General features: G+C 43.2%; 21 protein-coding genes. 16 read left to right on the top strand and 5 right to left on the bottom strand.

Annotated elements, in window-relative coordinates; translation table 11 throughout:
- Positions 1-35: 35 nt before the first annotated feature.
- Positions 36-1,334: an NCS2 family permease gene (locus C6344_RS09280; protein WP_060597038.1), complete on the bottom strand. Its 1,299-nt coding sequence runs from the start codon at positions 1,332-1,334 to the stop codon at positions 36-38.
- Positions 1,335-1,428: 94 nt separating this feature from the next.
- Between C6344_RS09280 and pepV the strand changes: the two genes are divergently transcribed.
- Both pepV and C6344_RS09270 read left to right on the top strand, forming a co-directional pair.
- Positions 1,429-2,829 (top strand): dipeptidase PepV, encoded by a 1,401-nt coding sequence (pepV, locus tag C6344_RS09275; protein WP_106036978.1) that lies wholly within the window; start codon positions 1,429-1,431, stop codon positions 2,827-2,829.
- Between the two features lie 23 nt (positions 2,830-2,852).
- Entirely contained in the window at positions 2,853-3,479 is a 627-nt protein-coding gene (locus tag C6344_RS09270; protein WP_060597036.1) for a Type 1 glutamine amidotransferase-like domain-containing protein, read from the top strand.
- 48 nt (positions 3,480-3,527) lie between these two features.
- Here C6344_RS09270 and cysK read toward each other — a convergent pair whose 3' ends face one another.
- Positions 3,528-4,457: a cysteine synthase A gene (gene cysK, locus C6344_RS09265; protein WP_060597035.1), complete on the bottom strand. Its 930-nt coding sequence runs from the start codon at positions 4,455-4,457 to the stop codon at positions 3,528-3,530.
- A 94-nt stretch (positions 4,458-4,551) separates the two neighbouring features.
- Here cysK and thpR point away from each other — a divergent pair, with 94 nt between their 5' ends.
- The 4 genes from thpR (at position 4,552) to C6344_RS09245 (ending at position 8,126) form a co-directional block, all read left to right on the top strand.
- Entirely contained in the window at positions 4,552-5,103 is a 552-nt protein-coding gene (thpR, locus tag C6344_RS09260) for an RNA 2',3'-cyclic phosphodiesterase (protein WP_060597034.1), read from the top strand.
- Between the two features lie 25 nt (positions 5,104-5,128).
- The gene (locus C6344_RS09255; RefSeq protein ID WP_034665469.1) at positions 5,129-6,064 is read left to right on the top strand and encodes a hypothetical protein; all 936 of its coding nucleotides are present in this window, start codon (positions 5,129-5,131) and stop codon (positions 6,062-6,064) included.
- A 48-nt stretch (positions 6,065-6,112) separates the two neighbouring features.
- Positions 6,113-7,042: a YegS/Rv2252/BmrU family lipid kinase gene (locus C6344_RS09250; protein ID WP_034665473.1), complete on the top strand. Its 930-nt coding sequence runs from the start codon at positions 6,113-6,115 to the stop codon at positions 7,040-7,042.
- A 283-nt stretch (positions 7,043-7,325) separates the two neighbouring features.
- A complete protein-coding gene (locus C6344_RS09245) occupies positions 7,326-8,126 on the top strand; it encodes a phosphotransferase family protein (RefSeq protein WP_170938436.1) in 801 nt (266 codons plus the stop codon).
- On the opposite strand, the gene C6344_RS09240 is transcribed toward C6344_RS09245, so the two are convergent.
- A complete protein-coding gene (locus tag C6344_RS09240; RefSeq protein ID WP_060597030.1) occupies positions 8,123-8,398 on the bottom strand; it encodes a YtzH-like family protein in 276 nt (91 codons plus the stop codon). The genes C6344_RS09245 and C6344_RS09240 overlap by 4 nt on opposite strands.
- Before the next feature lie 189 nt (positions 8,399-8,587).
- Between C6344_RS09240 and trmB the strand changes: the two genes are divergently transcribed.
- The 3 genes from trmB to C6344_RS09225 all read left to right on the top strand — a co-directional run bounded on the left by trmB (position 8,588) and on the right by C6344_RS09225 (position 11,965).
- Positions 8,588-9,229 carry a tRNA (guanosine(46)-N7)-methyltransferase TrmB gene (trmB, locus tag C6344_RS09235; protein ID WP_106072887.1) on the top strand — a complete coding sequence of 214 codons (642 nt, stop codon included), beginning with the start codon at positions 8,588-8,590 and terminating at the stop codon, positions 9,227-9,229.
- Positions 9,230-9,345: 116 nt separating this feature from the next.
- Positions 9,346-10,194, top strand: a complete 849-nt coding sequence (locus C6344_RS09230) for a YtnP family quorum-quenching lactonase (protein ID WP_106048489.1) — start codon at positions 9,346-9,348, stop codon at positions 10,192-10,194.
- A gap of 73 nt (positions 10,195-10,267) precedes the next feature.
- A complete protein-coding gene (locus C6344_RS09225) occupies positions 10,268-11,965 on the top strand; it encodes an NAD-dependent malic enzyme (protein WP_106048490.1) in 1,698 nt (565 codons plus the stop codon).
- A gap of 43 nt (positions 11,966-12,008) precedes the next feature.
- On the opposite strand, the gene C6344_RS09220 is transcribed toward C6344_RS09225, so the two are convergent.
- A complete protein-coding gene (locus C6344_RS09220; protein WP_003217759.1) occupies positions 12,009-12,323 on the bottom strand; it encodes a PepSY domain-containing protein in 315 nt (104 codons plus the stop codon).
- A 199-nt stretch (positions 12,324-12,522) separates the two neighbouring features.
- Here C6344_RS09220 and C6344_RS09215 point away from each other — a divergent pair, with 199 nt between their 5' ends.
- The gene (locus tag C6344_RS09215; RefSeq protein WP_060597028.1) at positions 12,523-13,596 is read left to right on the top strand and encodes a M42 family metallopeptidase; all 1,074 of its coding nucleotides are present in this window, start codon (positions 12,523-12,525) and stop codon (positions 13,594-13,596) included.
- A gap of 129 nt (positions 13,597-13,725) precedes the next feature.
- Here C6344_RS09215 and C6344_RS09210 read toward each other — a convergent pair whose 3' ends face one another.
- Positions 13,726-14,172, bottom strand: coding sequence for a YtoQ family protein (locus C6344_RS09210; RefSeq protein WP_060597027.1), 447 nt, complete (start codon positions 14,170-14,172; stop codon positions 13,726-13,728).
- A 199-nt stretch (positions 14,173-14,371) separates the two neighbouring features.
- Between C6344_RS09210 and C6344_RS09205 the strand changes: the two genes are divergently transcribed.
- The 6 genes from C6344_RS09205 to murC all read left to right on the top strand — a co-directional run bounded on the left by C6344_RS09205 (position 14,372) and on the right by murC (position 21,710).
- Positions 14,372-15,400 carry a PTS sugar transporter subunit IIC gene (locus C6344_RS09205; RefSeq protein WP_066030539.1) on the top strand — a complete coding sequence of 343 codons (1,029 nt, stop codon included), beginning with the start codon at positions 14,372-14,374 and terminating at the stop codon, positions 15,398-15,400.
- On the top strand, positions 15,387-15,707 hold the full coding sequence (locus tag C6344_RS09200; RefSeq protein WP_003217665.1) for a thioredoxin family protein: 321 nt from the start codon (positions 15,387-15,389) through the stop codon (positions 15,705-15,707). Before C6344_RS09205 ends, C6344_RS09200 begins: the two co-directional genes overlap by 14 nt.
- Before the next feature lie 19 nt (positions 15,708-15,726).
- Positions 15,727-16,539 carry a DUF1444 domain-containing protein gene (locus C6344_RS09195; protein WP_060597025.1) on the top strand — a complete coding sequence of 271 codons (813 nt, stop codon included), beginning with the start codon at positions 15,727-15,729 and terminating at the stop codon, positions 16,537-16,539.
- 16 nt (positions 16,540-16,555) lie between these two features.
- Positions 16,556-17,161 (top strand): YtpR family tRNA-binding protein, encoded by a 606-nt coding sequence (gene ytpR / locus C6344_RS09190; RefSeq protein WP_106072886.1) that lies wholly within the window; start codon positions 16,556-16,558, stop codon positions 17,159-17,161.
- 196 nt (positions 17,162-17,357) lie between these two features.
- Entirely contained in the window at positions 17,358-20,108 is a 2,751-nt protein-coding gene (locus C6344_RS09185; RefSeq protein WP_106072885.1) for a DNA translocase FtsK, read from the top strand.
- 303 nt (positions 20,109-20,411) lie between these two features.
- Positions 20,412-21,710, top strand: coding sequence for a UDP-N-acetylmuramate--L-alanine ligase (murC, locus tag C6344_RS09180; RefSeq protein WP_034665503.1), 1,299 nt, complete (start codon positions 20,412-20,414; stop codon positions 21,708-21,710).
- Positions 21,711-21,889: the final 179 nt, after the last annotated feature.

Genomic DNA, 21,889 nt, shown 5'->3' with positions numbered 1-21,889 from the left:
ACATCCCTTGTTAGAATGTGCCTTTTTTGTTTCTGTTATCCTTCTAAGAAAAAGAGCTGAATGAAAAATAAAATGGCAAAGATGAGAACAAGTACATGTACTTCTCTCCATTTCCCTTTTGCCAGTTTCACAAGGGGATATGAGATAAATCCAAGTGAAATTCCTGTAGAAATACTAGATGTCAGCGGCATGGAAAGGATCACAAGAAAAGCAGGGAATGCTTCGTCTAGCTCGTTCCAGCGAATGCGTGACACTGAGTTCATCATCAAGCACCCGACAATGATGAGAACAGGTGATGTGATGGATGGTAAAGAAGAAATGGCTTGAACGAGCGGGCCGAAAAACAATGCCACAATAAACAGTGCAGCGACCGTTAAAGACGTTAGTCCAGTTCTTCCGCCAGCAGCAACCCCAGATGATGATTCAATATAAGCTGTTGTTGGGCTTGTCCCAAACATAGAACCTATCGTCGTTGCAGCAGAGTCAGCGAGTAGGGCTCTGCGTACCTTTGGCAGCTGGCCTTTTTTCATGAGTCCTGCTTGTTCAGCCACTCCGATCATTGTGCCCGTTGTATCAAAAATCGTCACTAGTAAGAAGGAGAAGACGACAGCATATAAATGATGAGAGAATACATCGCCAAAAGCAGCGAATGGATTTGTAATCAGCATGCCTTCGGGTAGTGCAGGGATGTCCATCAGCATTTTAGGGAAATGAAGCTGGCCTGTTACGAGCGCAATCAGTGTCGTCGCTAACATGCCGATAAACAGAGCGCCATTTATTTGAAGAACCATTAAAATAACAGAGATCATTAAGCCGACAAGCGTTAAAATGACAACAGGCGAGCTTAAGTTGCCAAGCTTCACTAGATTTTCTGGGTCAGCTGCGATAATCCCAGACTGACGGAGGCCGATAAATGCAATGAAAAGCCCGATTCCTGCTGTAATGCCGTACTTTAAATTATCTGGAATGGCTTGAATCAGTTGTTTTCTAAGGGATGTTAACGATAAAATAATAAAGAGTATACCAGCAACAAATACCGCACTGAACGCTGTTTGATAGCTGATGCCGCCGCCACCGACAACTGTAAAGGTGAAATAGACATTCAGCCCCATGCCTGGTGCAATAGCAATCGGATAGTTTGCAAATAGTGCCATCCAGAGCGTACCGACGACAGCAGCGATAATTGTTGCAGTAAAGACTTGGTCAAAAGGAATGCCTGCTTTTGAAAGAATTCCTGGGTTAACGGCAACAATATATACCATGGTAAAGAATGTCGTCATACCAGCAATTAATTCTTTCTTTATGTTGGTTTGGTTTTCTTTTAACTGAAACATAAAATCCTCCATTTACGAACATTATTACAAAACAATTAATATAATATTCGTTTTAAGGGTGGATTGCAACCTTTTTTCAAGGAGGAATGGAAAAATGAATTGGGAAGCTGAAGTGATACGAAAAAAAGACGACTTAATTAAGGACACACAATCTTTTTTGCAAATTGAAAGTGTCCTTGATGAAGAAGGTGGAAAAGAAGGAAAGCCATTTGGTGAAAAAGTCGATCAGGCCCTTCAGTATATGTTGAAAAAAGGGGAAGACGAAGGATTCACAGTCAAGAATGTGGATGGCTATGCAGGTCATATTGAATATGGAGAAGGCGAAGACATTGTAGGTGTGCTATGCCATGTGGACGTTGTGCCTGCTGGTGATGGCTGGACAACCCCGCCATTTTCAGCGGACATAAGAGAAAATAAAATGTTTGCACGAGGAGCCATTGATGATAAAGGTCCAACCATGGCGGCTTTCTACGCGCTAAAGATGATAAAAGATACAGGGATGAAGCTGTCAAAAAAGATTCGAATGATCATTGGAACGGATGAAGAAAGTGATTGGCGCTGTGTGGACCATTATTTCAAGCATGAGGCGATGCCGCAAATTGGATTTGCGCCAGATGCCGATTTTCCGATTATTCATGCTGAAAAAGGGATTATTGATGCCATCGTGTCATTTACATATCAACTTACAGAAAATCATCAGCGCTATACGCTCAAGCAATTCACATCGGGTATGCGGCTGAATATGGTGCCGGATGAGGCAGCTGCCACTGTGACAGCTGCACAAGATCACGATGCTGAATCATTAAAAACAGCTTTTGAAGCTTATCTTGCTCACAATCATTTATCAGGTGAGGTAAAGAATGCAGCGGACGGACTGCATCTCACATTAAAAGGTGAATCAGTTCATGCCATGGAGCCGGCGCATGGCATCAATGCGGGCATTCATATGGCGAATTTCCTATGTGGACAAGAGTTAGATGAAGACGGGCTTGCTTTTACCTCCCAAATCAACGCTTTATTTGATCAGGATACAAGAGGGAAAAAGCTGGGGATTGCTTGTAAAGATGAGATTAGCGGAGATTTGACTTTAAATGTTGGAACGATCCGCTATACACAAAACGAGGAAGCGAAGCTAGGATTAAATGTCCGCTATCCAGTGACAGCAGACGGCAAGGACGTTAAAAAAGGGATCGAAGGCATCAAAGGGGCCACCCTTCTGAAATTTGACGACAGCACTCCGCATCACGTCTCAAAAGATCATCCGCTTGTGAAAACATTGCAGCGGGTATATGAGGAACAAACGGGAGATCCAGCTAATCTGATTGCCATTGGTGGAGGAACGTATGCGAGATCTTTAGAAGCGGGCGTTGCCTTTGGTCCTCTATTCCCTGGCAGACCAGATTGCGCACACCAGAGAGATGAATATATCGAAATCGATGATCTACTAAGAGCAACCGCTCTATATGCACAAGCCATGTATGAATTGGCAAAATAGAAAAAGAGAAGAGGGGATTCACAGTGAAAAAAATGTTCTTATGCTCTTCATTCAAAGACAGCTATTCTCTCTTATCTGACTTTGCGGGTGAATCATTAAAAGGAAAACGCGTGACATTTTTTCCAACAGCCAGTGCTGTGGAAGAAGTCACGCACTATGTGGAGGCAGCGAAAGAAGCCTTTCATCAACTAGGTATGCATCTAGAGACCGTTCAGATAGCTGAGCAGTCTACTGAAGAAATCACAAAGATGATGGAACAAAATGATGTGATGTACGTATCAGGAGGCAACACCTTCTATTTGCTGCAGGAATTAAGAAAGCATCGTCTTGATGACGTGCTGAAAGAAGAAATCAATAAAGGCAAGCTGTACATCGGAGAGTCCGCAGGGAGTATCATCATGGCACCAAGCATTGAATATATCTCCGTGATGGATGATCGGCAGAAGGCAGCAGAACTTTCATCATGTCAAGGATTCAATGAGATAAGCTACTATCCGGTACCGCATATGTACAATACCTATTTAGGCGAGGCTGCGCAGCAAATCATGGAACAGTTTGAGCAGACGCTCGATTTATGCCCGCTTACTGATGAGCAGGTTTTACTCATCACAGGGGAGCAGGCTGAGGTGAAGTCCGACAAATCGTCCTAACCTTGAAACGAAGAAAAAGGAACAGGGATTCATGACCCTGTTCCTTTTTTAATCTTGAAAAACATCACTTGATAAGTATCGTTCGCCTGTATCTGCTGTCATACAGATCACGATTTGTTCTGCCGGCAGTTGCTTGGCTGTTTCAATCGCAGCATAGCAGGCTGCACCAGATGATGGACCAACTAAAATTCCTTCAAGCCGGGCAAGCTGACGTGTGATGGTGTACGCATCCTCATCGCTTACTTGCACGATCTCATCATAGACATGCTCGTTTAAAATATGGGGAATAAATCCTGGGCTTGTGCCAACAAGTTTATGTTTGCCAGGTTTCCCGCCAGATAAGACTGGAGATCCCTTCGGCTCTGCCACACGTATGGTCAAATGAGGGAATGCCTTCTTTAATTCCTCTCCGGTGCCTGTAATGGTTCCGCCAGTTCCTGCTGTTGCGACAAAGGCTCCAATTGGCTTTCCAAGTTGTTTTACAGCTTCCATGATTTCAACAGCCGTTGTGCCTCTATGTGCATCTGGGTTCGCCCCATTATCAAATTGCATCGGGATAAAGCTATGAGGAATTTGAGACGCCAGTTCCTCTGCCTTGCGAATACAGCCTGGCATTTTTTCTTCTCCTGGGGTTAAAACGACCTGCGCCCCATAAGCCTTCAAAATATTGATTCTTTCCTTTGTCATCGTATCTGGCATGACAAGGATGGCTTTATAGCCTCTTGCTGCTGCGTTCATGGCTAAACCAATCCCTGTATTCCCACTCGTTGGTTCAATAATGGTCGCTCCTTTTGTAAGCTTTCCTTGCCTTTCAGCCTCGACGATCATATTGTAAGCAGCGCGGTCCTTCACACTGCCGCTAGGATTAAATGATTCCAGCTTTAAATAAACAGCTGCCGCATTGTCTGGCTGAAGCCGCTGTAATTTAACAAGTGGTGTATCGCCAATCAGCTCAGCTATATTTTGTGCAACCTTCATCATGTGACACCCTTTCTTCTCATTCTGCATTTCTTTAGTTATACTATCATCAATGGGGATTCGTAAAGTTTGTTAAAAAAGGACAGGTGATATTGTGGCAGAAAACCGTCATTATTTTATAGGGATTCACATCCCTGAACAACTTGCGCATCAAATCAAAAAAGACATGGATCTAAGGAGTGAACTATCCTTTCAAAAGTGGACAGCACCAGATGATTATCATGTGACCCTGATCTTTTTAGGTGCCATTCCAGATGAGCGTTTAAAAAAGATCATCGAGCTGCTTGATATCCTTTCAAATGAAGCCGCTGCATTTTCACTAGAGCTGAATGAGTTAGGACAGTTTGGCATGAAGGAGCGCCCGAGAGTCTTTTTTGCAAAACCTAATGAAAGTGAACCGCTCATGCAATTAAGAGAAAAGGTGAAAGAAGCCGTATTGTCAGCAGGACATCCTGTTGAAAAGAGACCGTTTCATCCGCATATGACGATTGCGCGAAAATGGAACGCGGATCACTCTTTTGCAGAACAAGCGCCTTTACGCAAAGAGCCATACGTGATAGAGGTTTCTTGTATGACTCTATTTGAAATACGTCCGAAAGAAACCCCGCGTTATCACGCAATCAAACAATTTGCACTACATAAATGATTCTAAAAGTTGGAGTGAGCAGCAGATGGCGCAAATTATCAAAATTCAAGATTATATATCACGATATGAACAAGACCCGCATCACTACATCAATCAATTCATTCGATTGAAAAAGCAAAGGTGGGACGAGTTAAAAAAGGCTTCAAAACAGGAGGCGCAGCATTCATTTGACCAAATCTCTGAACAAGTGCCTGAACAAGAGGAAGAAAAGAGAAAGAAATTCTCCTTAAAAAGAAAGCAAAAAGAAGCCGATATGAAAAAGGAACGGGACCTGAGTCTTTTTAACGAGCCGACAGATATAGAGCAAGGTGTCTTTACAAACGTTCCTACCGATGAAACGAAGCTCATTCATTTTTTTAAGGATCATCTATACGATGTTCAATTAAAATGGGCGAGCTCGACGATTTCCCACATTTCAACCGTCTCCCATCATATTCGGTATGATGAAAAGCTGCGTATGCTTGCTAGGCAGCTTCCGGATTCATATTTTGTGATGTATAAGCCGGTGCTGCTCATTCAAAAAGCAGAGATGGAATTATGTTCAGTACTTATTACGCCGCTGGAAGTGATTTGTTTATCCTTCTTAGAGGCAGAGCCTGACAGCGTATATATCGGAACGAAGGAACGTTTTTGGGAAAAGCGGGCGAATGGGAAAGCTGTTCAGTCCGTTTTGAATCCTTGCGCAAGCCTTCTGCGCTCTGGCACCGTCGTGTCAAAGATCTTACAGCAAAGCGGTGTCGATCTTCCTGTGAAAAAAATCCTGATCAGCAGAACCTCTTATATTGACTTACCGGAAGTTCCATACGGGATGGAGGTTGTCGATAAGAAGAAGGCGGAAGATTGGTTTGAAAAGCAGCGGAAAAATACCGCGCCGACAAAGCATCAGCAATTTAAGGCGACAAAGGCATTGCTTGCTTATGGTGAATCAGACAGCAAAAGAAGGCAGGAATGGCTCGATTAAAGGCATAATGGAAGGTCACGAAAAATGAGACCTGAGTGGAGCTAATATATGAATGAATGGTACTTTATCGTTAATCCAGCAGCAGGACATGGAAAAGGACTTCGTACATGGAGGAGCATAGAGAAAGAATTACAAAAGGTGGAGATCTCTTATCGATCGTTTCTCACCCAGCATGAAGGTCATGCAGAAGTATTGGCAAGACAAATTAGCGCCATGCAAGATGACAGGCTGAAGCGCCTGATTGTCATTGGCGGTGACGGCACCATTCATGAAGTCCTGAATGGCTTAAAGGAAATGGATCATGTGCAGTTAAGCTTTGTTCCCGCCGGTCATTGGAATGATGCGGCGAAGGGCCTCGGCATCCATCGTCAAGATGTCCTAAAAGAAGTGAGAAAGCAAAAGAGAATGCTCACCAAAACATTTTCTCTCGGCTCCTTTCAAGATCATGCAGAAAGCCCGCAATCCGTTCTCTTTCTCAATCATATCGGTGCTGGGTTTGATGCGCATGTGCTAAGGAAAACAGTGCATTTCAGAGGAAAAAAGTGGCTGAAACGGCTGGGGCTTGGGTTTATTATCTACCCGCTGTCATTTCTCCATTCTTTATGGTCCTTTAAGCCGTTTGACCTTGCGCTGTTTATTGAAAATGAGAAGAAGGTCTTTCGCCAAGTGTGGTTTGTGATTGTATGCAATCACCCCTATTACGGAGGCGGGCTGGAAGCAGCGCCGGAAGTGAGCGCGAGGCAGCCAGGCTTTCAAACGATCGTTGTCACAGATTTGAATCCATTCAAAGTGCTCTTGTTTTTAAGTGCGATGGTGTTTCGAAAGCATCTTGGAATGAAGGGCGTTACCCTGTATCAGCACGAGGAAGCGTACTTGGAGGCAGATGCAAAAATCTTATTTCATGCAGATGGAGAAGTGATCGGCGCAACACCTGTCTTTGTGAAGGCGAGTGAGCGCTCCTTAAAATTACGTGCTTAAATGGCTTCTCGTGAATGCCCTAGTCAAAAACCATGAAAAAAGCCTTCCTTTTCATAAGGTTCTTGTCCTGATTTTCTAGTTTTGCTTGACGAGTATAAGAAGGTAACGATAAAATCTAAAGGACGGCTATTGTTTAGCATCTCATTCTCAATAGCTGTCCTTTTTGTTTTTATGATCATATAAATAAAAAAGAAACAGCCAATTGATCTTCAATCGGCTGAATTTTGTCGACTAAAAAAGCAAGATTTAAAATATTTTAAGAAATGATGGGTTGAAAATTGATATGAACTGGTTGGGACAAATATTAGGTAGCGAATGGCACATCTCTCCTGCTGGAGGCGCTACGGGAGATGCGTACTTCGCAACACACAATGACCAAAAGCTATTTTTAAAACGCAATACGTCACCGTTTCTTGCGGTTTTGTCAGCTGAAGGCATTGTGCCGAAGCTTGTCTGGACAAAACGGATGGAAAATGGGGATGTCATCACTGCGCAGCACTGGCTGAGCGGCAGAGAGCTGAAGCCAAAGGACATGAATGACCGTCCTGTAGCAGAGCAGCTAAGAAAAATTCATACATCTAAAGAATTGCTTGATATGCTGAAAAGATTAGAGAAGCACGCTCTACACCCAGAATCCATTTTGAAGCATTTAAAACAGTCCATATTAAAAGAGCAAATCGATTCACAAGACATTACACGTGCCATCCAGTACTTAGAGAAGCATGTGGAGGCAGTCCAATTTGAGGACAAGGTCGTGTGTCATTGTGACCTCAATCATAATAATTGGCTGCTGACAGATGAAAATCAGCTTTACTTGATCGATTGGGATGGGGCGATGATTGCTGACCCAGCCATTGATCTTGGACCACTTTTATACCATTATGTTGAAGAAGAGAACTGGGAAAGCTGGCTCTCGATGTACGGTGCTCCGCTGACGGACAATTTGCGAAAACGCATGGATTGGTACGTCCTCGCTGAAACCGTATCGTTTGTCGTGTGGCATAAAAGAAAAGGAAATGAAAAAGCGCAGCAAGAAGTGCAAGCGGAGCTGAGCGCACTCTTAAAGCGGTTAAACATCCATTAAGACATAGGAATATTCTCGACCCACTCTGACAAATGCGATTGATGCTCCTCGATATGTGCATTAATTGAACTGACAGAAGTGCCCTTTTGGCTGTAATCATAAATATCTGTTAATAATTGACGAATGTCGGCATCAAGGTCTTCTTTTGCCAGCATTAATTGAATCACACGTCCCACCTGTTCATATTCTGCAACAGTCCCGCAGCAATCCAACTGGTGATCGGTTAAAATATCTTTGATTAATTGAAGCTGATGTTGACGGTTTAATCCCATACGTATGCTCCTTTTCTGCGTGTCATTTATGTGGTTAAACTGTGCATTCAGCGCCCAATTTATACATGCGGCAGACCAGCTCAGAGCGAAGGGCTGGTCTTTTTCATATGTGCATAAAGATGCTGTCTTGCGGGTCTTTATGTTTCATGGTATCTTGATAAAATGTAAAGAAAATAGAGGTGTATCAAATTGAGAATGCGACATAAACCATGGGCGGATGATTACTTAGCTGAAAATGCTCATATTGCCTTAGCTAGCCCCGAGCAATATAAAGGGAAATGGCATGAGCTGTTTGGAAATGATCATCCAATCCATATCGAAGTTGGGACAGGAAAAGGGAGCTTTATCGCTGGAATGGGCAAGCTTCATCCTGATATCAACTATATTGGCATTGAATTATTTAAAAGTGTCATTGTGACAGCAGTAGATAAAATCAAAGAGACAGATGTTGAAAATGTAAAGCTTTTGAACATCAATGCTGAAATGCTGACAGATGTGTTTGCGGAAAATGAAATTGCCCGGGTGTATTTGAATTTCTCTGATCCGTGGCCAAAAGCAAGGCATGAAAAGCGCAGATTAACGTTTAAGGCCTTTTTAGAGCGATATGAACATATTCTCCGTCCAGGTGGTGAATTGCATTTCAAAACAGATAACCGCGGATTATTTGAATATTCCTTAAAGAGTTTTTCTGCATATGGCCTTCTTTTAACGTATGTAAGCTTAGATTTACATAAGGACGGATTAGAAGGAAATGTGATGACTGAATACGAAGAAAAATTCTCGTCTATGGGACAACCCATCTATCGATCAGAAGTAAAATTTCCAGATTAACAAGTGACATCAAGCTGGCTGCAAAGAAAAATTGCAGTCAGCTTTTTTCATGAAAAGATTGATGCATGCGATTTTCAGCTGTATTTGCTACGATAGAAAAAGGAGGGATGACAGCAATGGAGACAATGAAAATAGGTGACATGGAACTGTTCTGGTTAAATGGGGGAGATACACACATGGACGGCGGCGCGATGTTCGGTGTAGTGCCAAAGCCGTTATGGTCAAAAAAATATCCGGTGAACGATCGCAATCAAATTGAACTGCGGTGTGATCCGATCCTCATTCGGTGGAATGGTCTTCATTTATTAGTGGATTCCGGCATCGGATCAGGGAAGCTGACAGATAAACAAAAACGCAATTACGGCGTAACAGAAGAGACGAAATTGGAACAATCGCTAGCGGCACTCGGCCTGCAACCAGCTGATATTGATTACGTTTTAATGACACACCTTCACTTCGATCATGCAAGCGGGCTGACAAAACGTGAGGGAGAAGAGCTCGTGTCTGTTTTTCCGCAGGCAAAAATCATCACATCCAAAATCGAATGGGATGAAATGAGGGCGCCTAACATCCGCTCAAAAAATACATATTGGAAAGAAAACTGGGAGCCTATAGCAGATCAAGTGGTGCCATTTGAAGAAAGCATCGAAGTAACAAAAGGCATTGGGCTGCATCATACAGGCGGTCATAGCAATGGCCATAGCATCTTAACGCTCACAAGTCAGGGCGAAACAGCGATTCATTTGGCTGATATCATGCCAACACACGCTCATAAAAATCCATTATGGGTCTTGGCTTATGATGATTACCCAATGACTTCGATTCCAGCTAAGCAAAAATGGCAGGCATTTGCAGAAGAAAAAAATGCGTGGTACTTGTTTTATCATGATGCGATTTACCGCGCTGTAAAGTGGGATAAAGACGGGCAAATCACACATGAAGTTAAAAGAGAAAAAGGAAGATAAAAGATCATCTGCATGTTTTTTCGCCTTTCACACAAAATAACGACAAAATGAACTTGTGAAAGGAAGAGTGCAGGTGAACCAATTTTATCGTGTACATGGTGATGTCATTGAAACACCATTAAGAGGGATGGAAGTCATGTCCGTCCCTTATTTAAACAAAGGGGTTGCATTTACTAAGGAAGAGCGGGAAGAGCTTGGTTTAAAGGGATTTCTACCGCCTAAGGTTTTAACATTAGAGGATCAGGCAAAGCGTGCATATGAGCAGTTCAAGGCACAGCCGGATGAACTGGGGAAAAATGTGTATTTAACATCACTTCATGACAGAAACGAAGTGCTTTTTTACAAATTACTAAATGAGCACTTGGCGGAGATGCTGCCGATTGTCTACACGCCGACTGTTGGAACAGCCATTCAGCGTTATAGCCACGAGTATCGAAAGCCAAGGGGGCTTTATTTATCGATTGATGATTTGGAAGGCATGGAAGAGATTTTTGCCTCTTACGGTGTTGATGAATCAATTGACTTAATCGTTGCGACAGATGCAGAAGGCATTTTAGGTATTGGAGACTGGGGTGTTGGCGGTATTGCCATTTCAGTCGGGAAACTTGCTGTTTATACAGCCGCAGCAGGCATTGATCCTAGCCGCGTGCTGGCCGTTGTGCTTGATGCCGGGACGAACCAGGAAAGTCTCTTGAATGATCCGCTTTATGTTGGAAATCAGCATTCTCGCATTCGAGGAGAACGTTATGATCGGTTCATTGATCAATATGTAGAGCTTGCCCGCGCAACCTTTCCAAATGCACTCCTTCACTGGGAAGACTTTGGGACAAAAAATGCCCGAGCCATATTGGAAAAATATAAGGAACGTATTTGTACATTTAATGATGACATTCAAGGTACTGGAGCTGTTTCACTTGCTGCGGTTCTGGCATGTGCAAAAGCTTCGAAGGTTCCGCTAAAAGATCACCGAATCGTCATTTTCGGAGCGGGTACGGCAGGGATTGGCATAGCGGAGCAGATCCGTGATGCTCTCGTAAGAGACGGTGTCAAAGAAGAGGAATCATATGATCATTTCTGGTGTATTGATAAAACAGGATTGCTTACAGATGATTCGCCTGACATTCAGCCATTTCAAAAGCCATATGCAAGACGTTCTGACGAAGTAAAGGATTATGCCCGTAACGGTCCTAAGCATTCCATTGATTTATTAGAGGTCGTCAAACAGGCGAAACCAACCATCTTAGTTGGCACCTCGACGGTAGGAGGAGCATTTACAGAGGAAATTGTGAAAGAAATGGCGTCACACGTGGAGCGCCCAGCCATTTTACCGATGTCGAACCCAACACCTCTTTCAGAAGCAAAGCCTGAAGATCTCATCGAGTGGACAGAAGGACGCGCCCTTGTGACAACGGGAAGCCCATTTGATCCTGTCGAATATGGCGGCGTGACATATGAAATTGGGCAGGCGAATAATGCCCTTGTGTTCCCAGGGCTTGGTCTTGGAACGATTGTGTCTAAAGCCCGCCTTATAACAGACAGCATGTTTGTTGCGAGTGCTGAAGCGATTGCTAGCATGGTCAATGTCGGAAAGCCGGGTGCAGCGATGCTGCCAAGTGTGGATCAGCTTCGAACTGTTTCAGCGACAGTGGCTGTCCGTGTGGCGCAAGCAGCGATCGATGAAGGAATTGCAGAGGAAACGCCTGAGGATCTCATTCAGGCTGTACAGGACGCCATGTGGCATCCTGTGTACAAAAAAATCAAAGCCATATAAAAAAGAAGCTTCGCAAGGACACGCCTTTGCGAAGCTTTCTTTATCAAGCCACAGAATCAATGACATCAACGATCATGCCTGTTTTGGCATCAATCATGACTTCGTACTGTTCAAGCTCGCCAAAGGCTGAGCGAGTAATGCCAGATTTGTACACATCAATCGTTTCACCATTTACGGTATACGGTTCTGGTACAGTATAAATCCAAGAGCCATCAATCGGGCCGCGCTGTTTAAAAGCAGATTTCACAATTTTTAATGCTTTTTCAGACGAGATATACGTAGGGAAAAATACTTTCTTTGCAACAATTGCAGCGGCTACGCCAATACTCGCACCAATCAGAACATGTTTTAACTTCAACGTGCTGCACCTCCGTATTGCTGTTTTTTCCATTATACAAAACTTGTCCATTGATGTTAAGGAATCCGAATACTTGAAAGCATATTCAAAATTTCTGGAGAGATACTTGGAAAACCGAAAGAATTCTTATAGTATAAAGTGAGTGTTATTTTTATAGGAATATATATGGTCATTACATAGAAACGAGGTAAACCGTAGAATGAATGAAGAAACATTGTCGCTTTTCCGAAATTTAACAGAATTACAGGGAACTCCAGGTAATGAGCACCATGTGCGTGCTTTTATGAAAAAGGAACTTGAGAAATATTCTGACGAACTCATTCAGGATCGTCTTGGCGGTGTGTTTGGGGTACGCAAGGGACCAGAGAACGCACCTAAAATCATGGTGGCTGGTCATATGGATGAAGTGGGATTCATGGTTTCATCCATTACGAAGAACGGGATGATACGCTTCCAAACACTCGGCGGCTGGTGGAGTCAAGTCATGCTGGCACAGCGTGTCGACGTTCATACCGTTCACGGACCAATTCCTGGTGTCGTCTCTAGTACACCGCCTCATCTTCTAACACCAGAACAAAAAAGCAAACCTGTGAAACCATCAGACATGCTCATTGATATTGGGGCAGACAGTGAAGAAGAGGCAAAAGAACTTGGCATTCGCCCAGGACAGCAAATCGTGCCTGCAACAGTCTTTACCCCTATGGCGAATCCTAAAAAGATTTTAGCGAAGGCTTGGGATAACCGCTATGGCTGTGGACTTGCGATTGAATTATTAAAAGAAATAAAAGACGAACCTCTTTCATGTCATCTGTATTCAGGTGCAACGGTTCAAGAAGAAGTAGGGCTTAGAGGGGCAGAAGTAGCTGCGAATATGATTCAGCCAGATCTGTTCTTTGCTTTAGATGCAAGCCCTGCAAACGATGTGACAGGTGACAAAACCCAATTCGGCCAGCTTGGTAAAGGAGCACTTCTGCGTATTTTTGATCGAACCATGATTACGCATCGCGGGATGAGAGACTTTGTGCTCGATACTGCTGAGTCAAACAGCATTCCATACCAATACTTCGTATCACCGGGTGGTACGGACGCTGGACGTGTGCATATTTCCAACCAAGGTGTGCCTTCTGCTGTCATTGGGGTGTGCGCTCGCTACATTCATACAAGTCATTCAGTATTGCATGTGGATGATTACGCAGCGGCAAAAGAATTAATTGTCCGCCTGGTGAAAAACTGTGATCAAAGTACAGTGGATTCTATTTATCAACAGGTGTAAATGTAATAGAAAAGGCTGCCTCTTTCATGAGAGCAGCCTTTAGTGTGTATATGTAGACAAAACCTCGCATTCATTGCCAGGTCTGCAAAGGTTTCGAAAAGAGGAAAAAAGGTTGCAGTTTCACCTTTTTTATTGCTGTTCAAACACGTAAGATAACGCCTTGATCGCTTGGTTCACGGTTTCTACAGTGATATTCGCTTTGTTTGATAGTTCCTTTAACGGATGGTGCAGTTCTTTTGGGCGGATCAAAATGAGAGGTTTTCCTTTTGTGATGGCAGCAGATGCATCCATTGCCGTGTTCCACTGTTTATATTTCTCACCAAAGCGGGCAATGACGACGTCTGCCTTGTTTAATAAGATCTCAGTACGGAAATTGTTCAAATCAGAAGCCGCATCATCTTTGAAAATGGCATTCGGCTGCTCACCTAAAATGTCCTCACCAATGTGATCTGAGCGGTCATGATTCTCCATTGGACCAACAAACGTCACCGGCAGTTTCAACGATTGGCTTTTCTCCTTGATTTCATCACGCCACTGGCTATGAATTTCTCCTGCTAAATAGACGGTTAATTGCATAACGATCTCCTCCTTTTGTACAAACTTAGTAAAGGTTTGCCCTGTTTCTTTTCATGTTACACAAGAAGTGCTTGATAAAGCAAAAAAAATATGATTATGATATTCATGGTAGAGACTATTTTTCATCGTAAGAATACTACATATAATGGGAAGGACAGGCTCTTCGTCTTTCCTATAAGAAAGCAGGAAGACGACGTTGATGACTTATTTGAAAAGAAAAGGGATCTCCCTTTCGCCAAAAGTGTATTTCATTGATGCACTCTCTTATATGGCTTTAGGTCTATTTGCTACATTAGTGGTAGGGCTGATTTTAAAAACAGCAGGCGGTCTGTTATCACTTCCGCTCATCATCAAAATGGGAACACTCGCAATGGGGCTCATGGGACCAGCGATTGGCGTAGCTGTTGCGTACCGGTTACAGGCATCTCCTTTGATCATTTTTGCAAGTGTTGTCTCAGGTGCTGCAGGAGCAGAACTTGGTGGACCTGCTGGAAGCTTTGTCGCAGCATTAATTGGTGTGGAACTCGGCAAGCTGGTCAGTGGTGAGACAAGAATTGATATTATTTTAACGCCGCTTGTCACCATTATTACTGGCTTTTTCACCGCCGCTTTGATCGGTCCTGGGATTGAAGCCATGATGACAGGGCTTGGTAGGCTCATCATGTGGGGGACTGACCAAAGTCCGCTGATCATGGGCATGCTAGTAGCGACCATTGTTGGACTTGCCCTCAGCTCACCGATTTCAAGTGCGGCGCTTGCGCTCATGCTTGACTTAAGCGGAACAGCGGCTGGTGCTGCAACGATTGGCTGCTGCGCTCAAATGGTCGGCTTTGCCGCTGCAGGCTTTAGAGAAAATCGTTTTGGCGGTCTTGCTGCTGTCGGCATTGGCACGTCAAAATTGCAACTGCCGAACATTGTGAAAAATCCCCTTATCCTTATTCCGCCGACGATTGCGGGCCTCATTCTCGCGCCAATTGGTATTATTGGCTTTGGGATGGTCAATAATGCGGCAGGGGCAGGTATGGGAACGAGCGGCCTCGTTGGACAGCTCATGACACTGACCGTTATGGGATTTCATCCATCCGTTTTTCTGGCGATCGCTCTTTTGCATATCGTTGGCCCGGCAGTGATTAGTTTGGTAGTATCAGAATGGATGAGAAAGAAAGGCTATATACAATTCGGAGATTTAACCATACAAACTGGAGGAATGAAACATGAAAAAAATTGAATCAAACGAAGAATTACAAAAAGTGATTCAAGAAGACTTAACAGTATTGCTATTTTCAGCTGACTGGTGCCCGGACTGCACCTTTATCGAACCATTCTTGCCAGAGCTTGAAGCAAACTACCCAGAATTTGAGTACTTCTATGTGGATAGAGATCAGTTCATTGACACTTGCGCAGAGTGGGAAATTTACGGCATTCCAAGCTTTTTAGTTTTTAAAAATGGACAAGAAATTAACCGCTTTGTCAGCAAAGATCGTAAGACGAAGGAAGAGATTGAAGCATTTTTAACAGATTCTCTTTCTAAATAATGAAAGGAGGGTCTAAATCATGGCAAAAATGACATCAAGACAGCTTGCGAACGAACTCAAAAGCCGTCTGACAAATGACAGCTGGTCACACCAGTTTGACCGAGAAAAAGATACGCTTCGTATTGAAGATAAACAAACAAGTAAAGGTATTACACTAGAGCTCCCGCCAATCATTGCAAAGTGGGAAGTAAAGCCTGATGAAACATTAGATGAGATCGTTTACTATGTGAAAGAGGCGCTAAGTGCCATGAAAGGCGAAGCGCAGCACATCTCAGGAAAAGAAAAGCAGATCTATCCTGTCATTCGTTCCACTTCCTTTCCTGAGGCATCAAGTGATGGCATTCCCCTAGTTTTTGATGAGCATACAGCTGAAACGAGAATCTTCTATGCACTTGACCTTGGAAGCACCTACAGATTAATTGATGAGAAAATGCTTCAAAAGGAAAACTGGACAAAAGAGCGAATTAGGGAAACTGCAAGCTTCAATGTCCGCTCACTTGAAACTGTGGTGAAAATGGATGAAGTCGCAGGCAATCGGTTTTATTTCTTCCGTGCGAATGACGGATATGATGCCAGCAGACTTTTAAATGAATCGATTTTACAAGAATACGCGCAAAAAATAGAAGGACAGATGGCCATTTCTGTTCCCCATCAAGATGTATTCATCATTGCAGATGTTCGCAATGAATCAGGCTATGATATTTTAGGACAGATGTCGATGAGCTTCTTCGCCAGCGGCACGGTTCCGATTACCGCATTGTCATTTTTATATGATGAGGGCAAGCTTGAACCGATCTTTATTCTTGCTAAAAGCAGACCAAAACAGCAGTAGAAGGGAATTTTGAAGAATGAACGTTTTTTATAATGCAGAAGGTGTAGGCGACACACTTCTTATTTCATTGAAAGATGTGACGAGAGAAGAAGTAGGTCATGAGAGGTTTGGAGATGTCGTAAGAATCTTCAATCAAGAAACAAAAGAAACAACAGGTATTAATATCTTCAACGCATCCACTTACATGAAAATTGAAGAAAACGGATCTGTACCGCTATCTGAAACACTTGTTCAAGATATCAACGAAATTTTAAACCGCAACGGTGTAAGTGAAACGTTGACCGTGGATCTATCACCAAAATTTGTTGTCGGTTATGTAAAGGAAAAAGAAAAGCATCCGAATGCAGATAAATTAAACATTTGCCAAGTAGATGTTGGCGATGAAACATTACAAATCGTGTGCGGTGCGACAAACGTTGATCAAGGGCAATATGTCGTGGTTGCGAAGGTTGGTGCGGTGATGCCAAGCGGTTTGGTCATTAAAGATGCTGAGCTAAGAGGTGTTCCATCAAGCGGAATGATTTGTTCTGCAAAAGAACTAGATCTTCCAGACGCGCCTGCTGAAAAAGGGATTCTTGTTCTAGAGGGAAGCCACCAAGCTGGCGAACCCTTTAAAGCGTAACCTCCCATAAACGGGCACATAGGAGCGAAGAATGTGTTATACCAAAAGTCACTAAGTACGTACTTAGTGACTTTTTTTCATCTACAGACAGCACAAATAGCAAAGAGCAGCACTTTTCTCGCTTTTCTGCATGAAAAAGCAATGGTATACTAAAAATCGCCCAAGAAAACGTAAGGGGAGTTAAAGTGAGTGATAAATGATGAGTTGGTTAGATAAATTTTTTAGTGTATTTTTAGGAGAAGAAGAAAAGAAAGAAGAAAAAGCTGTGAGACATAATGAAGGTCCAGCTGCACGAACGCAGCCAGTTTTTGAACAGCATAAAGAATATAAAAAAATTGAAGATACAAAAGTCTATTATGAATATCCGAAAGGCAACTTCCGCTTTCCGCTCGTTCCAGATGAACCTCTGCGTGACGGAGTGAAGCAGGAAAGAAGACGCGCAAAGCCAAGCAAGCCAAAGGCTAAGCAGAAGACCTATGAGCCAAAACAAACGGTGCAGCCTGACATCAATAAAAAGCCATTCAAAACAGAGCAAATTCCATCACCGATCTATGGCTATCATCAGGATATGCGTCCAAAACGAACAGAAGCGAAAGAAGAATCATCTCCTGTTCAAATGAAAGCAGCAGAAACAGCGCAGCGTGTCACCCTGTTATCAGAAGAGGCAGAGCGTGTACGGAATGTCAGACAGCAAATGAACATTCCGTCAATACGGAAAGAAAATCGTATGGAAGAAACGGTTTCAGCCCCAGCAGAAGAAAGAGTGGACATGCAAACAGACGTGACCCCGCTTACTTTGCAAGAGGAACTCGCTTATCAGGATCACGTTCAATCGACGATGGAGCGTTTAAATGACGAGCCTTTCATTCAAACAGAGGAAAAAGAGCCAGCCTTTTCTGAGCCTCAAGACCATATTGAAGCTGACTTACATAATCAGGAGGCCGAAGCTTATCAAGAACAGCCGGTAGAGGCTGAGCCGGAACAGGATGTCTCAAGCGATGACGAAGAAATAAAAGGCGAGCCGGTACATCAGTTTGTAGATCATACGGAGGAAATAGAACCGTTGACATTCGAAACAGCAGAAGACACACATCCCGCAATTGAAATGGAAGTAGACATGCCGGCAGAAGAAGTTGAGGTAACAGAAGACATCCCAGCAGAACCGGTCGCGGAAATAGAAGCTGATTCCATAGAAGATCATCAAGAAGAGGTGCCAGCGGCAGCATTTGAAGAAGCTGAGCCAGTCGCCAAGCATGATCTGCAAGAAGACCAATTGTTGGAAGAAGCTGAAATAGTAGAAGATCAAATGATGCCAATAGAACAAGTAGCAGACGATGAGACCGCTACTGAACCAGCAGAACCTGTCATAGAGCAGCAAGAAAAGCAAGAACAAGTGCATGAAGTCAAGGAAGAAAAACCGAAACAAGCAGCTCCACAGACGCAACGTACAAGCGGACAAACCTCAACGGTTCCTTTTAACGTCATGATGTTAAAAAGTGATCAGCGTGTGCAAGGGCAAAAGAAAGCAGCAGATGCACAAGGGTATGTTTTCCCAAGTCTCGCCCTTTTAGACGTACCTCCAGCTCAAAAAGAAGAGGACGGGACATGGGTGAAAGAGCGGGCAGAGCTGCTCAATGCCACGCTGAAAAATTTCAATGTCAGAGCAAGTGTGGTTCATGTCACGCAAGGCCCTTCTGTGACAAGGTTTGAAGTACATCCAGAACCAGGTGTCAAAGTGAACAAAATCACGAACCTATCAGATGATATTAAACTCAGTTTGTCCGCAAAAGATATTCGAATCGAAGCACCGATTCCAGGAAAGAACACGATCGGGATCGAAGTGCCGAACCTTCACAGTAAAATGGTTTTCTTACGAGAGATGATCAGAAGCAGTGCATTTAGAGACAATCCATCACCTTTAACAGCAGCACTCGGATTAGATATATCCGGCCAGCCTGTTGTGGTTGATCTGCAAAAAATGCCGCATGGCTTAATTGCTGGAGCAACAGGGTCAGGAAAAAGTGTCTGTATCAATACCATTTTAGTGAGCTTAATGTTTAAAGCGTCACCAGATGAAGTAAAAATGCTCTTAATCGACCCTAAAATGGTTGAATTAGCGCCATATAATCACATTCCGCATCTCGTGAGTCCTGTCATCACCGATGCCAAGACAGCGACAGCCGCTCTGAAATGGGTAGTGGATGAAATGGAAAGGCGCTACGAACTGTTTGCACATTCTGGCGTGAGAGAAATTAAACGATTCAATGAGCTTGTCAAAGAAAAACAAATGGGTGAAAAACTACCTTATCTTGTCGTTGTGATCGATGAGCTCGCTGATTTAATGATGGTCGCACCAAATGAAGTCGAAGAAAGCATTTGCCGAATCGCACAAAAAGCAAGAGCATGCGGCATTCATTTATTGATTGCGACACAAAGACCTTCTGTTGATGTCATCACAGGTCTCATTAAAGCCAATATCCCAACAAGAATTGCTTTCTCTGTCTCAAGTCAGGTAGATTCTAGAACGATCATTGATATGGCAGGTGCAGAAAAGCTTCTCGGAAAAGGAGACATGCTTTTCTTAGAAAATGGCTCCGGCAAGCCGACGAGGCTGCAAGGGAACTTTGTATCAGACCGTGAGATTGATCAAGTAGTGGCACATGTAAGAAAACAGCGTAAGCCAGTGTTCCTTTTCGAACAGGAGGAATTAATGCTCCAAGGCTCTGCGATTACAGATGAAGACGAATTGTTTATGGATGCCTGCCGTTTTGCGATTGAGCAGAATAGCGCTAGTACATCGAGTTTGCAGCGAAGATTTAGAATTGGCTACAATCGTGCAGCCAGATTGATCGACATGATGGAACGCGAGGGCATGATCTCTGGTGCAAAAGGCAGTAAGCCAAGGGAAGTCCTTATGACACTGAGTGACTTAGAACAGCTGATCTAAACAAACCACTTCATTTTTTTTATAAACATGGTATGATAGCACATAGGTGCAATTTTGTAATTGGACGCTTTTCGTATGCCTGTCAGAACGCTTTTTTATGTAAAATGAGCGAAAGCAGGTGTTAGAAATAGGAAAGTTGTCGGATACTAATCATAGTTAATATTGATTAGAATAGGAAGATCGGAAAAAAATCTTTATTTGGAGCTGCGATCTGTGAGCCGCTAGAGGCGAAAATCACAAGTTGCAAATTGAAATGAGCGTCATATACTGTAAGTCAGATAGACGTTTGTTGGAGGTACAATTATGACTGTTTATCATTTTGTTGGAATAAAAGGGACAGGTATGAGTCCACTGGCCCAAATTCTTCATGATACTGGGTATACTGTCCAAGGATCGGATATCGAAAAACATATCTTTACACAAAAAGCATTAGAAGAACGAAATATTAAAATTCTTCCATTTGACCCAGATAATATTCAGCCAGGGATGACCGTGATTGCAGGTAATGCATTTCCTGATACACACCCTGAGATTGAACGTGCCCTTTCTGAAGGGATTCCTGTCATTCGTTACCATAAATTCCTTGGAGAATACATGGATTCATTCACAAACGTTGCGATTACTGGTGCTCATGGTAAAACGTCGACAACAGGACTGCTTGCCCATGTGATGCAATCAGCGAAACCAACTTCATACTTAATCGGTGATGGATCTGGTATGGGGAAAGAAAACAGCGAGTATTTTGTATTTGAAGCATGCGAATACCGCAGACACTTCCTCAGCTATCATCCAGACTATGCGATCATGACCAATATTGATTTTGATCATCCTGATTATTTCTCGGACATTGACGACGTGTTTGATGCGTTTCAAAACATGGCGCTTCAAGTGAAAAAAGCCATTATCGCTTGCGGTGATGATGAGCATCTGCCCAAGATTCAAGCGAAGGTACCTGTTGTGTACTACGGTTTCAATGAAGAAAATGATTTCCAAGCACGCAATGTTGTGAAAAACACGGAAGGCACTACATTTGATGTATTTGTACGCAATACGTTTTATGATACCTTCTACATTCCTGCCTACGGAAATCATAATGTCCTCAATTCATTAGCTGTGATTGCATTATGCCACTATGAAGCCATTGATGTAGAGCTCATCAAAGGGGCACTAATGACATTTGGCGGGGTGAAACGCCGCTTTAATGAAAAAGTGGTCGGTGAGCAGGTCTTAATTGACGACTATGCCCATCACCCAACGGAGATTGAAGTCACCATTGAAGCAGCACGTCAAAAATATCCAGACCGTGATATTGTCGCTGTCTTCCAGCCGCATACCTTCACACGTACACAGCAATTCTTAAGTGAATTTGCTGACAGTCTGAAAAAAGCGGACTATGTATACCTATGCGATATTTTCGGTTCAGCCCGTGAAAACATTGGGAAGCTGAGTATCGAAGATTTACGAGAAAAAATCCCGCAGGCCCAATTGATTGCGGAAGAAGATACATCTGTGCTGAAAGCGCACGAAGATGGGATTCTGATCTTTATGGGAGCAGGAGACATTCAAAAATATCTGCGTGCTTATGAGAAAGTCGCTGTATAAATGCTTAAAGGAAAAGTGCCGTTTTGATCGGCACTTTTTTTATTTTGAATAAAATGTGACAAAGGGGCTAAATGTGTCAACATCTGCCGCTTTTTTTCGTTCGCTGTGGACAGGAATCAGCGAATAAGTGTAGAATTATTATTCAATCGGTCATTCTAGGCGATGTTTGAATGATACAA

The sequence above is a fragment of the Bacillus sp. GBSW19 genome, from assembly GCF_002998655.1.
Lineage (GTDB): Bacteria > Bacillota > Bacilli > Bacillales > Bacillaceae > Bacillus.
This window is presented reverse-complemented; position numbering and strand designations above follow the sequence as displayed.